This is a genomic window from Labrenzia sp. CP4 (assembly GCF_001579905.1).
Classification (GTDB): domain Bacteria; phylum Pseudomonadota; class Alphaproteobacteria; order Rhizobiales; family Stappiaceae; genus Roseibium; species Roseibium algicola.
The window spans coordinates 57808-72343 of sequence record NZ_CP011927.1 but is presented as its reverse complement, the minus strand read 5'-3'; the positions used below and the strand labels follow the sequence as shown (position 1 = coordinate 72343).

Genomic DNA, 14536 nt, shown 5'->3' with positions numbered 1-14536 from the left:
ACAAGCTTTACGAACGCAGAATTGCGCCGGCAAAATTTGCAAAGCCTGCCCGAAAGGCTATCGTGAAGTGCTGTGTCAAGGGAGGATGACATGCGCGACCTTGAACATGTGAGTGAAATCGACCGCGTATTGAAGGGGTACGAGACCGGCAGGGATGGGCTGGTGTCGGAAAGCTGGCGGCGCTGTGTCCAGACGTACGGCATGGATCCGGCGCGTCCGGAACCGGCACATATCGTCACCGAGCAGCAACTGCGCGAACATCAGGAGCAGTCCGAGCGGTTGATCGCGACGGCTCGTTCCGGCCTGCGCACCCTGTTCAAGCAGGTGGCCGGGCACAACTACGTACTGCTGCTGGCCGATGCCAAGGGTGTGTGCGTCGACTTCTTTGGCGATCCTCGGTTCGAGGACGATCTCCGGCAGGCGGGCCTTTATCTCGGGTCCGACTGGTCCGAGGATCTTGCGGGAACCTGCGGTGTCGGCTCCTGCATCGTGACGGGGGAAGCCGTCACGATCCACCAGAGCGATCACTTCGGGCTGTCGCATACACCGCTGTCCTGTACGGCGGCCCCCATCTACGACACCTGCGGCAAGCTGGCGGCGGTTCTGGATATTTCCCTCCTGCGCTCCCCAAGCCCGAAATCGAGCCAGAACCTCGCGATGAACCTGGTGAAGGCTTCCACTCGCCGGGTCGAGATGGCCAACCTGATGGCGACCACGCGCAAGGAATGGGTCTTGCGCTTCTCGACATCGCCGGAGTTTCTGGAAGTCGATCCGGAAGCCGCCATCGCCCTGGACGACAGCGGACGGATAACAGGAATGACGCACGGCGCACTCGCCTGTCTGGCCCCGACCGGTTCCACAGACCTCATAGGTAGCCGGATCGACATGTACCTGGACCTGGATGTCGACGATCTGCCGTCCCTGATGCGAGGCCGCCCGGCGGAAGATCGGGTTCTGCGCCGGCGCGACGGTGGTGGGTTATACGGTCATGCCATCGCTCCGCAAGCCGCTCGCATGGCACGCAGCCCCGTTTCCGGGACCTTGCCCACGCCGCTGCGCGGCATCTGCGGGCAGGATGCGACGCTGTCGCAGGTGGTGTCGAAAGTTGCCCGGCTTGCACCAACGCAGGTTCCCATCCTGCTGTCTGGCGAAACCGGAACGGGCAAGGAATATCTGGCAAGGGCCATCCATGTTCTGGGTCCGGCCGACCGGTCGTTCCATACGCTCTGCTGTTCCGCTCTGAAACCGGAAAAGGTTGGCGCCTTGTCTGACGCTGCAGCCGGAACGCTGTTCCTGCGCGGGATCGAAGATCTTGATAAGGCGGGCCAGGCTGCCTTGCTTGCCTTGCTGGAACATCGAAGTGACCTTCGCGTGGTGGCCACCACGCGGCAGGATCCGGCAGGTTCCACAAGCATCCGCGCACTGCGGCCGGAACTCTATTTCAGGCTTGCCGGGTCTCTCATCCGGATCCCGCCACTCCGGCACCGCCAGGATTTCGACTGGCTGGTCGATCGCCTGTTGCGACGCTCTCCGCGGGACCTGCGCCTGTCACCTTCGGCACGCGCCGAACTCAGCGGCCGGCATTGGCCGGGCAACATCCGTGAACTCGCGACCTTGCTGGATGTCGCGACAGCGCTTGCAGAAACCGATGTGATCGACCTTACCGATCTGCCGCAGGCGTCTCTGTCCAGACGCGTCGAAACCGATCCGAAACAGGATCTGGAAGCACTTCTGGACGCCTGTGGCTGGAACATGTCCCAGGTTGCCCGAAGGCTTGGCGTCAATCGGTCGACGGTGCTCCGGCGGATGCGCTCTCTCGGCCTGGAGCCACACCCCTACCCGCGTGCATGACTATCTGTTGCGTCCTGTTGCGTGCGCAACAGCAAACGGAGTTTCTGCCCCTTAACGTCATCAATTGACGGGCGTTCCATGGAAAAATGCAGGGGCGCTCTGCATTGTTTCCTCCATAAACAGGGAGGAACTGGAATGCTCGACAAACCATTGGTTCACGAGACCGAGACTTTTCTCAACACTTTCGGCAAGGCGCTGGAAGACGGCAAGATCGACGCTGCAACGGACATGTTCCTGGACGATTGCTACTGGCGGGACCTGATTGCCTTTACCTGGAACATCAAGACCGTCGAGGGCAAGGATCAGGTCCGCGACATGCTGGAAAAGCAACTGGCCTCCACCGGGCCGAGCAACTGGCGCATCGCGGAAGGCGAAATACCGACGAAAGAGGGCGATGTCGTCACGGCCTGGATTCAGTTCGATACCGAACGGGCCCGCTGCTTCGGCCTGATCCGGCTGAAAGGCGGCAAGATCTGGACCCTGCTGACAACCATGGCCGAGCTGAAGGGCCATGAGGAGCCAAAGGGTTTCAACCGGCCGCTGGGGGCCAAGCACGGCGCCAGCAAGCACCGCACCAGCTGGAAGGAGGAGCGCGAGCGTGAACTGGCGGACCTCGGCTACAAGACCCAACCATATTGCCTGATCATCGGCGGCGGCCAGGGCGGCATCGCGCTCGGCGCGCGCCTGAGGCAGCTCGGTGTGCCCACCATCATCGTGGAAAAGAATGACCGGCCCGGCGACAGCTGGCGCAACCGCTACAAGTCCCTCTGCCTGCATGATCCCGTCTGGTACGACCACCTGCCCTACATCAAGTTCCCGGAAAACTGGCCTATCTTCAGCCCCAAGGACAAGATTGGCGACTGGCTGGAAATGTACACCAAGGTCATGGAACTGAACTACTGGACCCGGACCGTTGCCAAATCCGCAACTTACGACGAAGCAAAGAAGGAATGGACAGTCGTCGTGGATCGTGACGGCGAGGAAGTGGTTCTGAAACCGAAACAGCTGGTCATGGCAACCGGCATGTCGGGCAAGGCAAACGTTCCGAAATTTCCCGGCATGGACACCTTCAAGGGCGACCAGCATCATTCGTCCAGACATCCGGGGCCGGATCAGTATCGCGGCAAGAAGGCGGTCGTGGTCGGCTCCAACAATTCGGCGCACGATATCTGCGCGGCGCTTTGGGAAAATGATGTCGATGTGACCATGGTGCAGCGGTCCTCCACCCATATCGTACGCTCCGACACCCTGATGGACGTAGGCCTCGGCGCGCTTTACTCGGAAGAGGCGGTCCGGTCTGGTGTGACGACGGAAAAGGCGGATCTGATCTTCGCCTCACTGCCCTACCGGATCCTGCACGAGTTTCAGATCCCTGCCTATGCGGAGATGAAGAAGCGGGACGCGGACTTCTACGAAGGGCTGGAGAAAGCCGGGTTCTGGCTGGATTGGGGCGACGACGAAAGCGGCCTTTTCCTGAAATACCTGCGCAGGGGCTCCGGCTACTACATTGATATCGGCGCCAGCCAGCTGATCATAGACGGCGAGATCAAGCTGAAGGGTGGCCAGGTCACCGAGATCGTGGAAGACGGTGTCATCCTGGACGATGGCACGAAGCTGGAAGCGGACGTGATCGTCTATGCCACCGGCTACGGTTCCATGAACGGCTGGGTTGCCGACCTGATGGGCAAGGACATGGCCGACAGGGTTGGCAAGGTCTGGGGTCTTGGTTCCGACACCACCAAGGACCCGGGGCCCTGGGAAGGCGAACAGCGGAACATGTGGAAACCGACCCAGCAGGAAGCGCTCTGGTTCCATGGTGGCAACCTGCACCAGTCGCGCCATTACTCCCAGTATCTGGCGCTACAGCTGAAAGCGCGGATGGAAGGCCTGCCGACCCCGGTCTACGGCCTTCAGCAGGTGCATCACCTGTCCTGACCGGAAACGCGGACAGAACCTGACCAAATGGAAGAGCCGGGGGAAATGTCCCCCGGCTCTTTCCTTTTTCACGACACCCTCACCCACACCCTCACCATCGTCATCCCGGACGTAGCGCAGCGAAGATCCGGGACCGGGGAACCACCAACGCGTGGCTGCAACAGGTTAGCGTCCATATCGAAACGTTCGTGCCTCCCCGATCCCGGCTCGCGCTTCGCTTGGCCGGGAAGACGACGTGAGGTTGGTGACAGAATTGCTTGGAAAGCGGCCTACCATTTCACGAGTGCGGAGAGGCCCTGGAACAGCGTCTCCCTACCCCACCGAAGGCTTGAACCTTTCCCGCCCCGAGACGCAGCGGTCTCTGCGGGTAGCAGAGCTTTGGCAACGCCGCAAAAGAACAACGTCAAAATCACTTTTACCGCACCGGTTTGGCGCCTATTGTGCGAAAAAACCACAGTAATTTCCGTCAGGATACGGTCCATGAGCAGGTTCTGGAGCCCCATAGTCAGCAAGCTGGTGCCCTATACGCCGGGTGAGCAGCCAAAGGACCGCAGCTTCATCAAGCTGAACACGAACGAGCATCCCTATGGCCCGTCGCCTATCGCGCTCGGGGCAATCCGCGCAGCTACCGAAGACAGCCTGAGGCTCTACCCCGATCCGTCAGCCGGTGCGTTGCGGGCAACGATCGGGGCAAGCTTCGGTCTGGGTGTGGATCACGTCTTTGCGGGCAACGGCTCGGACGAAATCCTGGCCCATGCCTTTCACGGCTTTTTCAGTGGCAAGGACAAGCTGCTGTTCCCCGATATCACCTACAGCTTCTACAAGACCTATTGCGAGCTTTACGGCATTTCCCACCGTTCTGTGCCACTCGATGATGATTTCCGGATTGATCCGGCCAGCCTGGGTGGGCCGTGTGGTGGCATCGTGCTTGCCAATCCGAACGCCCCGACCGGCATTGCGCTTGATCTTGCGGCGGTGCGAAGCGTTCTTGAGCGAAACCCGAATGTGGTGGTGCTGGTTGACGAAGCCTATGTCGATTTCGGCGCGGAGAGCGCCGCTCGTCTGGTTCCCGAGTTCGACAATCTTCTGGTGGTGCAGACCTTTTCCAAGTCGCGCGGCCTGGCGGGCCTGCGTGTCGGATTTGCTCTTGGTCAGCCGCACCTGATCGAGGGGCTGCAGCGGATCAAGGACAGTTTTAATTCCTACCCTCTCGACCGCCTGGCACTCGCTGGAGCAGAAGCCTCCTGGCAGGACACCGCCTGGTTCGAGGAAACCCGGCGCCTTGTGATCACGGAACGGCATCGGATGGCGGAAGGCCTGCGCTCTCTCGGGTTCAACGTGCTGCCGTCGGCAGCCAATTTCCTGTTCGTCTCGCATGAAACAAGGGCAGCACGGGATCTTCTGACAGGCCTCAGGGATGAAGGCATTCTGGTGCGCCACTTCAACAAGGACCGCATCGACAACTGGCTGCGCATTTCCATTGGAACGGAAGAGGAGGGCGAGGCCTTGCTGAAGGTGATGGCGGGACTTGTCGCCGGCTAACCTCTTCCAATCCAGCCGTTTCTTGCAAAACCACGAGGACGAACCCATGTCTCGAACATCGGTTCAAAAGGGAGACAATGCATGCTGGTCACCACCACCAACACCATTCAGGGCAAGGATCTGGACTACAAGGGTCTGGTGACGGGCGAGGCGATCCTCGGCGCGAATATTTTCAAGGATTTCTTTGCCGGCATCCGTGACATTGTCGGCGGCCGCTCCGGTGCGTACGAGGAAGAGCTTGGCAAGGCGCGCAAGATCGCCATCGACGAAATGTGCCAGCAGGCCCAGGCAATGGGCGCCAATGCGGTGATCGGCGTCGATCTCGATTACGAAACCGTAGGCCAGAACGGCTCCATGCTGATGGTCAGCGCCACAGGGACCGCGGTCTTCATCCGCTGATCCTGTCATGTCATCCGACATTTTCATTTCTCCCGGCTTCCCGGAAGACCAGCGGCCGGTTGCCGCCAGCCTGTTCTGGCAGGCCTTTTCCGGCAAGCTCGGCAAGGTGCTGGCCCCGGAAGAAAAAGCGCTTCGACTTGTCGAGCGCATCCTCAACCCGGATTTTGCCATCAGCGCTCTCGACCGGGAGGGACGACTATTAGGCCTTGCCGGTTACAAGACCCGGGACGGGGCTCTTGCCGGCGGCAGCCTCGCCGACATGACGGCGGTTTACGGAACGTTCGGCGGCCTCTGGCGCGGACTTCTTCTGGAAGTTCTGGAACGCAGGATCGAGCCGGACTGCCTGCTGATGGATGGCATCTTTGTGGCCGAAAGCGCCCGCGGCCGCGGCATCGGCGGCACCTTGCTGAAAGCCATTGGCGAAGAAGCACGCCAGCGCTCGCTCACCCGTGTGCGGCTGGATGTGATCGACACGAACCCAAGGGCAAAAGCTCTTTACGAGCGCTCGGGGTTCAAGGCGGTTGGGGAAGAAAAGACCGGGGTTCTCGAGCTTCTGTTTGGCTTTTCCTCCGCGACACGTATGGAAAAGCAGGTTTAGGGAGTTCAGCCAGGTTCAGAGCCAGTAGTTTTTTGGTTGCCTCAACCCCGCCCTTTCCCCCCTTCCGTAATGATGCTCTAGTTGGCCGGTCCCCAACAGGAGCCTTTGAATGTCCTCACACGGTTATGAAAGCGGGCGATTGAACCTGCCCTTTGTCGGCATCTGCACCTTCGGCAAGTTTCCCTATCAGCCGGATTGGGACGCCATCGATGCGGATGTTGCCGTCATGGGGGCTCCGTTCGACTTCGGCACCCAGTGGCGTTCGGGCGCGCGTATGGGGCCGCGTGCGATCCGGGAGGCCTCGACGCTGTTTTCCTTCGGCCATGCGGGCGCTTATGATTTCGAGGACGACATCACCTACCTGCCGGCGGAAACCACCCGCATTGTCGATCTGGGAGACGCCGATATCGTCCATACGGACACGATTGAAAGCCACAGACGCATCGAATTCGGCGTACGCAAGATCCTTAAGGCCGGTGCCTTGCCGGTGGTGCTGGGCGGCGATCATTCGGTCAACATTCCCTGCATCAACGCCTTTGATGGCGAAGACCCGATCCACGTCGTCCAGATCGATGCGCATCTGGATTTCGTCGACGAACGACACGGCGTCCGCTATGGCCACGGCAACCCAATGCGCCGCGCGGCGGAAAAGCCCTATGTCACCGGCCTGACGCAGATCGGCATTCGCAACGTCTCCTCCACCTCGCGCGATGGCTACGAGGACGCCCGCAGGATGGGTTCCGACATCCTGTCTGTGCGGCAGGCCCGCAAGCTCGGCACCGAGGCGCTTCTGGCCCGGATACCGGCCGGCAAGCGCTACTACCTGACGCTCGATATCGATGCTTTCGATCCGTCCATCGCACCTGGCACGGGCACGCCGAGCCACGGCGGATTTCTTTATTATGAAGTGCTGGAGCTGCTCGACGGTCTGGCAAGACAGGGCGACATCGTCGGCATCGATCTGGTGGAAGTTGCGCCGGACTATGACCCGACCGGTTCCACAAGCACCCTTGCGGCACAAGTTCTCATGAACACCATTGGCAGGGTTCTGCATCACCGCAAGACATGAAAAACCCCGCCGGCCGGAGTGAACCGGCCGACGGGGTGAAATTTCGCGACTGGATGCTCAGAGGCCGTCGAACAGCGCCGTGGAAAGATACCGTTCTGCGAAAGACGGAATGATCACCACGATGTTCTTGCCTTCCATGCCTTCGCGCTGACCGACGCGGATGGCAGCGGTGAGCGCGGCGCCGGAAGAAATGCCTACCGGCAGGCCTTCGGTCTTTGCCACTTCCCGGGCCATGGCGAAGGCATCTTCGTTGGCGACGGTCTGGACTTCATCGTAGACGGAGGTGTCGAGCACGCCCGGCACGAAACCGGCACCGATGCCCTGGATCTTGTGCGGGCCGGGCTGGCCACCGGAAAGCACGGGGCTGTCGGCCGGTTCGACGGCAACGACGTGAAGGCCCGGCTTGCGTTCCTTCAGCACCTGGGAAACGCCGGTGATGGTGCCACCGGTGCCGATGCCGGAGACGAAGACGTCAACGCCGCCGTCGGTATCGTTCCAGATCTCTTCCGCGGTAGTGTTGCGGTGGATTTCAGGGTTGGCGGCGTTTTCGAACTGCTGCGGCATCACCGCACCGTCGATTTCGCTGATCAGTTCCTCGGCGCGGGCGATTGCGCCCTTCATGCCTTTTGGCCCTTCGGTCAATTCCAGCTCGGCGCCCAGGATCTTGAACATCTTGCGGCGTTCCACCGACATGGTCTCCGGCATTACCAGGATAAGCCGGTAGCCCTTGGCGGCAGCGACAAATGCCAGCGCGATGCCTGTGTTGCCGGAGGTCGGTTCGACGAGCGTGGTCTTGCCCGGAACGATCTGGCCGGCCTGCTCCATCGCCTCGATCATCGCAACGCCGATCCGGTCCTTGACGCTGGAAATCGGGTTGAAGAACTCAAGCTTCGCCAGGAGGTTGCCCTTGACACCGTGCGCCTTGGCCAGTCGGTCCAGCCGGACGATCGGTGTATCGCCGATGGTCTCGGTGATGGAGGAATAGATTTTTCCGCGACCACTGGTCTTGATCGTCATGGCAGGTCTCCCAAGTTGGCCGGATCTTCTTCCGCCGGCATCGTTCGACTATCGGAGCGATAAGATAGTACGGGTTTCGGCAAGTTATAAGGGGCCGAAAGCACCTTTGCGATCCTGCGGGTAAAACCTTTTTCCAGAAAAGCTTCAGGTCTTGGAAAAGAGCAGGTCCGGCAGATCCGCCATTGCCTCGAACAGGACGGCCCCGGCGCCCTGCATGGCCTCGCGGTCGCAAGCGGGATCCTCGACAAAGGCATAGACGCCCATGCCCGCTGCCCGGGCTGCCAGAACGCCGGGCAGGCTGTCCTCGATTACCGTACAGTTTTCCGGGGCGTGGCCCATGGTGCGTGCTGCCAGCAGGAACACATCCGGCGCGGGCTTGCCGCGCTCGCAGTCCTGTGCGGAAAACAGCCGGCCTTCCAACCGGGGCAGCAGACCGGAACTGCCGAGCGTTGTGCGCATCTTTTCATATTTGCCGGAAGACCCAACGCAATAGGCGACGTCGCGCCGGTCGAGTTCGTCCAGCACGCCGGCGACGCCTTCGATCGCCGGAACACCCGCCTTGAAGCTCTCCAGATCGCGCAGCCGCACCTGGTCCGGCCAGTCGGTGGGGAGTACCTGACCTGTCAGGTCTTCGATCATGGACTGCACGTCTTCCAGTGTCCGTCCCATGAACCTGCGCTGACACTCCGGCCCGGTCATCGGAACGCCAAGCTCGCTGATGATCGCGGCCATGTTGGCGTTGGCCATGCGTTCCGTATCGACCAGAACGCCGTCGCAATCGAATATGATCAGCTCGGACATCACGCGCGGCCAGTCGAACCGAAACCGCCGGAACCGCGCTCGGTCTCCGAGAGGACCTCGACTTCGACAATGTCCGCCTGCAGAACAGGTGCAATCACCATCTGGGCGATCCGGTCTCCCCGTGAAATCTCGAAGGGGTCGTCACCGAGATTGATCAGGATCACCTTCACCTCGCCGCGGTAGTCGGCATCAATGGTGCCCGGCGTGTTCAAAACGGTGACGCCATGTTTGGCGGCAAGGCCTGAGCGGGGGCGAACCTGAGCCTCAAAGCCGGCGGGCAGAGCCATGGCAAGACCAGTTGGCACCAGGGCACGGGCACCAGGTGCAAGGGTTATTGCGCCGTCTACGGCTGCCAGAAGGTCAAGTCCGGCAGCCAGAATCGACTGGTAGGCGGGCAATGGCAGATCGCGACCGTGCTCCAGTCGCTTCAGTTCCAGGGTAACAGGCATTGAAGGTGTCCGGCAGTGAGTGTTGCTGGCGAGTGACGATATTCGCCGGTCCGTGTCAAGGCTGGCGGACATTCACGAAACTTCGCATAAAAATCAGATATCTACTTGAAGTCGTAATCTTCACCTGAAACACTCTGACGCATCGTAACGTGCCAGCGATTGGGAGATTGGCAACATGAGACGATTGATTTTTGCATTTACCACCGGGTTGATGCTGGTCGCTGCACCGGCTGCCTTCGCCCAGACTGTCGGCTATGCCGACGCTATCAAGATCCTGGCCGCCAGCTGTGGCAAGGACATCGAATCCTATTGCAAGTCCGCGACGCTGGCCAACAACGGTATCACCCAGTGTCTTGAACAGAACCAGTCCAAGGTTTCGGAAAAGTGCAACGCCGACCGTCTGGTCGTGACTTCGCTCATTCAGGCGCGACTGGCGGCCCAGGCCGAAGCGCCCAAACTGTGTCAGCGCGATGCCGCGCAATATTGCAAGGGCGTCAAGGCCGGTGCGGGCCATCTTCTGCGCTGCCTGCTGAAGGCCCAGCCTTCCGTCAGCGAAAAATGCAACACGGCCATTGACCTGGCCGGCTACCGCTAACTCGGCACCGGGAGATTTTTCATGAACAAGATACTTCTGGCCGGTTTGTCGGCCGCCTTTCTCGCCGTGTCCGCTTCGGGCCTTGCCGCCCAGACCAAGCTGAGCCGCAACGAGATCATCAACTCCCTGCAGGGGGCCCAGCAGAAGGTCGATCTTACGGCCGATGAACTGCAGAAAGCAGCGCTGGAAAATATCCAGAAATATCCGGGTGCAAACGCTCCCAACACTTTGCCGCTTGCCGACAAGCTGGCCTCTCTGCGCCAGTTCAACGTGGAAATCACGTTCGATTTCGACAGCGCGCGCATTCGCCCGGAATCCTATGAAACCGTTGGCCTGATCGCGGATGCCCTGCACACGCCTTATCTGCAGGGGCAGACTTTCTTCATCGTCGGTCACACGGATGCAAAGGGTGCACGCGAATATAACCTGGAACTTTCGCTGAAACGCGCGCAGGCGGTGCGTGAAGCACTGGTGACCACATTCCGCGTACCGGGCGACTATCTCTTCGCTGTGGGCCTGGGTGAGGAGCAGCTGCGCGATCCGTCCAAGCCGGATGCCGCCATCAACCGGCGCGTTCAGCTGATCAACCTGGGTTACAGGTAAGGGCCGCTCGGGCGGGTTTGGGCCAGGCGTTCTGAAGCCCGCTTGATACCGGCAAGCAAGGACACATACCGCTCCCGTAAGCGGAAGCGGTATGGCTGAACAGTGGAAATCGAAGGCCGGGATTGTTCACATGTGTCGAACGAGCCTTCTTCCCTTTCTGGTCTAATCCTTCCGGCCGAATAGCTTATCTTCTCGGGTAGAAACAATTCTCCCGAGGAGTGGTCACATGACGGCTACACCAAACCGTATTTCGCCCGTCTTTTTTGCTCACGGTGCGCCAACCCTGGCACTTGAAGACACCGCTGCCAGCCGGTTCCTGAAGAGTTTTGCCGCAAGCCAGCCACGCCCCAAGGCAATCCTGATCCTGTCCGCGCATTGGGAAACAGACGGTTTGAAGCTGTCGGCACCGGGACCGCTGCGGACCTATCATGACTTCCGCGGTTTCCCGCGCCCGCTCTACGAGATCTCCTATCCCGCAAAGGCCGATGTGGATCACGTCGACGAAGCGGCACGCCTCCTGGAAGCTGCCGGCCACGATGTGGAACTCGACAGTCACTGGGGGCTTGATCACGGTGCCTGGGTGCCGCTGTCGCTTGCCTATCCGGATGCCGACATTCCGGTCGTGGCGATGTCTCTGCCGCACGGCAGCACGCCCGCATCCGTCTATGCGCTCGGCCAGGCGCTGGCACCGCTCAAGGACAAGGGCGTGTTGCTGGCAGGGTCCGGCAGCACCACGCACAACCTGCGTGAATTCGGGCCGCAAGGCTCGCCAACGCCTGTGTGGGCGTCTGATTTCGACCGCTGGCTGGACGATGGCCTCAAGTCCGGATCGATCGGATATTTCGACGATATCCAGAGCGCTCCGAACTTTCGCCGCAACCACCCGACGGACGAGCACCTTCTGCCGCTGTTCTTCGCCTTTGGCGCAGGCGGAACGGATGCAAAGGCCCAGCTTCTCCATAGAAGCTACGAGTACGGCTCCATCAGCATGAGCTACTTCCGCTTCGCAGCCTGACCAGCCCCATCGACCGCCCCTGCTCCTGCAGGGGCGCAGGCCTGCAGAACGGTTTCGGTGAAACAGAGCAGAAAGCTGCCGGGCAGAAGCACCAGCCCTTCATCGCGTACGATAGTGAAACTGTCTGGCTCGGGTCAGTCCGAGCCGAGCGCCTCGGCTGCGCGGGCGATGATCCTGCGGGCGACCTCACCCTTGTCCATTTCCGGCCAGTCTTCGACGCCGTCACGGCTGACGACGCGAATGGTGTTGGCGTCGCCGCCCATGATGCCTGTCTGCGGACTGACGTCGTTCGCGATGATCCAGTCGGCCTTCTTGCGTTCCAGCTTGCCACGAGCATTGTCGATCAGGTTTTGCGTCTCGGCGGCAAAGCCGATCAGCAACTTTGGCCTCAGGTCCGGATGATGACCGACAGTCGCCAGAATGTCCGGGTTTTCCGTCAGCTCCAGCGCGGGCGGTTTGCCGGAGCCATCCTTCTTGATCTTCTGGGCGCCCTCGCTCGCGACACGCCAGTCGGCGACGGCGGCGGCCATGATGGCGATATCCGCCGGCAGGTTGCCTTCCACCGCCTTCAACATCGCGGAAGCGGACTCCACGTGGATGACATGGATATTGGCCGGATCCGGCAGTGTTACCGGGCCGGATACCAGCGTTACCCGTGCGCCCGCTTCATAGGCGGCACGGGCCAGTGCATGGCCCTGCTTGCCGGAAGACCGGTTGGCAATGTAGCGGACGGGGTCGATCGGCTCATGGGTCGGGCCTGAGGTGATCAGAACGTGTTTTCCGGCGAGCGGCAGGCTGCCGGCCCGGATCGCCTCTTCCCGCAGCACGGCCTCGGTAGCTGCCACGATCTCCAGTGGCTCGCTCATCCGGCCGGTGCCGGCTTCGCCCTTTTCCGCCATTTCGCCAGATGCTGGGCCGCAAAAGGCAATGCCACGCGCCTTGAGTATCGTCCGGTTACGCTTGGTCGCCTCATGCTGCCACATCTTCGGGTTCATGGCAGGGGCAACCAGAACAGGCTTGTCGGTTGCCAGCAGCACCGCTGTCGCCAGATCGTCGGCAATCCCGTGGGCCATCTTGGCCATCAGATCGGCGGTGGCGGGCGCAATCAGGATCAGGTCATGGTCGCGGGCCAGGCGGATGTGGCCGACGTCGTGCTCGGCCTGCCGGTCGAACAGGTCGGTGAAGACGGTTTCCGCAGCCAGAGCCCCGGCAGCCAGAGGCGTGATGAATTCTTGCGCGCCTTTCGTCATCACCGGGATCACCCGGGCGCCGCGTTCCTTCAGCCTGCGGATCAGGTCAAGGGACTTGTAGGCGGCTATGCCGCCGCTGATGATCAGGACGATCTGCTTGCCGCTCAGCATCTTAACTCAGCACTCCTAGGGTGTCGGCGGATAAGATCAGAATCCGGTGCGGAAATCCCGTGGTGCCGGAGAAATCACCTGTGTGCCCTGCCCGGTGATCTGGTAGACGGCAAGGCCCCGCTGGTTGAGGCCATTGGATTGGAAGCGGAACAATCCGTCAATGCCGATGAAGCCATCGCGGTTGGTGATGATGCTCTGCTGGAAGCGCTGCTGTCCGGCGGAGCGGATCAGGCCCGCGGCCAGCGTGACACCGTCATAGACCAGGCTGGCATTGCGCGGCGGTGCGGAGCCATAGATGCTCTGGTAGCGTTGGGCAAAGGCCAGGAAACCCTTGTCCTCCGGCCCGGCGAACCAGGCACCGGCAAGCACCGGGTTGTTCTTGACCTGGGGAGAGTCCCACTGTCCGGTCCCGAGCAATTTCACATTGCCCAGATTGGCGCCCTGGCTGACCAGGGTCTGCACGACAACCGCCGGCACACCGCCCCCGGCCGGTACGAACAGGGCGTCTGCATTGTTCAGAACCGATTTCAGCGCCGTGGTCTTGGAAACAAGATCGGATGTGTCCGATCCGTTCATGGAATAGCGCTGGATCGATGCGATCCTGCCTGCTCCTCGGCCGACTTCCTGGCGGAACGCAGCCTCGACGATGGCACCATAGGAGCCTTCGGGGATCAGGGCGGTATAGGAATGTCTCTTCTGGCTGTTGGCATAGCCGACGACCCGTTTCACGTCGCTTTCCGGCAGGAAGCTGAGCAGATAGACGCCCCGGGATGCGACGGAGGTGTCGGTAGAGAAGGCAATGACCGGAACGCCTGTTGCCCGTGCAGCCTGTGCAGCGCCGGATACTGCCGGTGAGAACACCGGGCCAAGGATCAGTTCCGCCCCTTCCGAAATGGCAGCCTGCGCTGCCGCGCGTCCGCCTTCGGACGTCCCGCCGGTATCTTTCACCAGCAACTGCACATCCGCGCTCGGGAAGTTCTGCAGCGCCAGAGAGGCGGCGTTCTTGAAAACCGTACCGATGGAGGCATTGCCGTCGGAGCTTGCCAATGGCAACAGCAATCCGATGCGCACCCCGCCCGTTCCGATGATTTCACCAGTCGGTTGCGGCTGGGCACTTGGCTGGATCTGGTCACCCGGCAGAGAGCCGAGCGTGGACCCCATGCAGCCACCCAGCAACATCGTGCTGGCTCCAGCCAGCGCCGTTTTCAAGAAAACACGTCTGTGCTGTTGCACTATGTCGCCCCGTCTTGCACTTGCCATATTTGTTGGTTCACCCTTTGGGAAAGACTTACGTATTCGCT

The 14536-nt window shown here is 61.1% G+C and carries 14 protein-coding genes; 9 read left to right on the top strand and 5 right to left on the bottom strand.

All coding sequences use genetic code 11. The annotated features are described in order from the left end of the window. Positions 1-90: 90 nt before the first annotated feature. The 6 genes from ACP90_RS00350 (at position 91) to speB (ending at position 7394) form a co-directional block, all read left to right on the top strand. Positions 91-1851, top strand: coding sequence for a sigma-54-dependent Fis family transcriptional regulator (locus ACP90_RS00350; RefSeq protein ID WP_062491214.1), 1761 nt, complete (start codon positions 91-93; stop codon positions 1849-1851). A 135-nt stretch (positions 1852-1986) separates the two neighbouring features. Further along, positions 1987-3786, top strand: coding sequence for an NAD(P)/FAD-dependent oxidoreductase (locus ACP90_RS00345; RefSeq protein WP_062485829.1), 1800 nt, complete (start codon positions 1987-1989; stop codon positions 3784-3786). Between the two features lie 480 nt (positions 3787-4266). Next, positions 4267-5328: a histidinol-phosphate transaminase gene (hisC, locus tag ACP90_RS00335; RefSeq protein WP_062485820.1), complete on the top strand. Its 1062-nt coding sequence runs from the start codon at positions 4267-4269 to the stop codon at positions 5326-5328. 81 nt (positions 5329-5409) lie between these two features. After that, positions 5410-5727 carry a heavy metal-binding domain-containing protein gene (locus tag ACP90_RS00330; RefSeq protein WP_023002348.1) on the top strand — a complete coding sequence of 106 codons (318 nt, stop codon included), beginning with the start codon at positions 5410-5412 and terminating at the stop codon, positions 5725-5727. A 7-nt stretch (positions 5728-5734) separates the two neighbouring features. Continuing rightward, positions 5735-6325, top strand: a complete 591-nt coding sequence (locus ACP90_RS00325; protein ID WP_062485818.1) for a GNAT family N-acetyltransferase — start codon at positions 5735-5737, stop codon at positions 6323-6325. A 109-nt stretch (positions 6326-6434) separates the two neighbouring features. Further along, positions 6435-7394: an agmatinase gene (gene speB, locus ACP90_RS00320; protein WP_062485816.1), complete on the top strand. Its 960-nt coding sequence runs from the start codon at positions 6435-6437 to the stop codon at positions 7392-7394. A gap of 57 nt (positions 7395-7451) precedes the next feature. On the opposite strand, the gene cysK is transcribed toward speB, so the two are convergent. From cysK to dut, 3 genes are all read right to left on the bottom strand, one after another. After that, on the bottom strand, positions 7452-8411 hold the full coding sequence (gene cysK / locus ACP90_RS00315; RefSeq protein WP_062485814.1) for a cysteine synthase A: 960 nt from the start codon (positions 8409-8411) through the stop codon (positions 7452-7454). 144 nt (positions 8412-8555) lie between these two features. After that, a complete protein-coding gene (locus ACP90_RS00310) occupies positions 8556-9212 on the bottom strand; it encodes an HAD family hydrolase (protein WP_062485811.1) in 657 nt (218 codons plus the stop codon). Then, a complete protein-coding gene (gene dut, locus ACP90_RS00305) occupies positions 9212-9661 on the bottom strand; it encodes a dUTP diphosphatase (protein WP_062485807.1) in 450 nt (149 codons plus the stop codon). The genes ACP90_RS00310 and dut overlap by 1 nt, the downstream gene beginning before the upstream one ends. A 175-nt stretch (positions 9662-9836) precedes the next feature. On the opposite strand from dut, the gene ACP90_RS00300 reads away from it, so the two are divergent. From ACP90_RS00300 to ACP90_RS00290, 3 genes are all read left to right on the top strand, one after another. Then, positions 9837-10256, top strand: a complete 420-nt coding sequence (locus ACP90_RS00300) for a hypothetical protein (protein WP_208992429.1) — start codon at positions 9837-9839, stop codon at positions 10254-10256. A gap of 21 nt (positions 10257-10277) precedes the next feature. Next, entirely contained in the window at positions 10278-10859 is a 582-nt protein-coding gene (locus ACP90_RS00295) for an OmpA family protein (protein WP_023002341.1), read from the top strand. Between the two features lie 226 nt (positions 10860-11085). Beyond that, positions 11086-11874, top strand: coding sequence for a class III extradiol ring-cleavage dioxygenase (locus ACP90_RS00290; RefSeq protein ID WP_023002340.1), 789 nt, complete (start codon positions 11086-11088; stop codon positions 11872-11874). Positions 11875-12008: 134 nt separating this feature from the next. Here the strand turns inward: ACP90_RS00290 and coaBC are convergent, their stop codons facing one another. Both coaBC and ACP90_RS00280 read right to left on the bottom strand, forming a co-directional pair. Beyond that, a complete protein-coding gene (gene coaBC, locus ACP90_RS00285; RefSeq protein ID WP_062485804.1) occupies positions 12009-13235 on the bottom strand; it encodes a bifunctional phosphopantothenoylcysteine decarboxylase/phosphopantothenate--cysteine ligase CoaBC in 1227 nt (408 codons plus the stop codon). A 36-nt stretch (positions 13236-13271) separates the two neighbouring features. After that, entirely contained in the window at positions 13272-14444 is a 1173-nt protein-coding gene (locus tag ACP90_RS00280) for a penicillin-binding protein activator (protein WP_208993419.1), read from the bottom strand. Positions 14445-14536 lie beyond the last annotated feature (92 nt).

What these genes read in the sequence shown, in the direction of transcription:
- ACP90_RS00350 (WP_062491214.1), top strand. Translation starts at nt 91, where the DNA reads ATGCGCGACCTTGAACATGTGAGTGAAATCGACCGCGTATTGAAGGGG.
- ACP90_RS00345 (WP_062485829.1), top strand. Translation starts at nt 1,987, where the DNA reads ATGCTCGACAAACCATTGGTTCACGAGACCGAGACTTTTCTCAACACT.
- hisC (WP_062485820.1), top strand. Translation starts at nt 4,267, where the DNA reads ATGAGCAGGTTCTGGAGCCCCATAGTCAGCAAGCTGGTGCCCTATACG.
- ACP90_RS00330 (WP_023002348.1), top strand. Translation starts at nt 5,410, where the DNA reads ATGCTGGTCACCACCACCAACACCATTCAGGGCAAGGATCTGGACTAC.
- ACP90_RS00325 (WP_062485818.1), top strand. Translation starts at nt 5,735, where the DNA reads ATGTCATCCGACATTTTCATTTCTCCCGGCTTCCCGGAAGACCAGCGG.
- speB (WP_062485816.1), top strand. Translation starts at nt 6,435, where the DNA reads ATGTCCTCACACGGTTATGAAAGCGGGCGATTGAACCTGCCCTTTGTC.
- cysK (WP_062485814.1), bottom strand. Translation starts at nt 8,411, where the DNA reads ATGACGATCAAGACCAGTGGTCGCGGAAAAATCTATTCCTCCATCACC.
- ACP90_RS00310 (WP_062485811.1), bottom strand. Translation starts at nt 9,212, where the DNA reads ATGTCCGAGCTGATCATATTCGATTGCGACGGCGTTCTGGTCGATACG.
- dut (WP_062485807.1), bottom strand. Translation starts at nt 9,661, where the DNA reads ATGCCTGTTACCCTGGAACTGAAGCGACTGGAGCACGGTCGCGATCTG.
- ACP90_RS00300 (WP_208992429.1), top strand. Translation starts at nt 9,837, where the DNA reads ATGAGACGATTGATTTTTGCATTTACCACCGGGTTGATGCTGGTCGCT.
- ACP90_RS00295 (WP_023002341.1), top strand. Translation starts at nt 10,278, where the DNA reads ATGAACAAGATACTTCTGGCCGGTTTGTCGGCCGCCTTTCTCGCCGTG.
- ACP90_RS00290 (WP_023002340.1), top strand. Translation starts at nt 11,086, where the DNA reads ATGACGGCTACACCAAACCGTATTTCGCCCGTCTTTTTTGCTCACGGT.
- coaBC (WP_062485804.1), bottom strand. Translation starts at nt 13,235, where the DNA reads ATGCTGAGCGGCAAGCAGATCGTCCTGATCATCAGCGGCGGCATAGCC.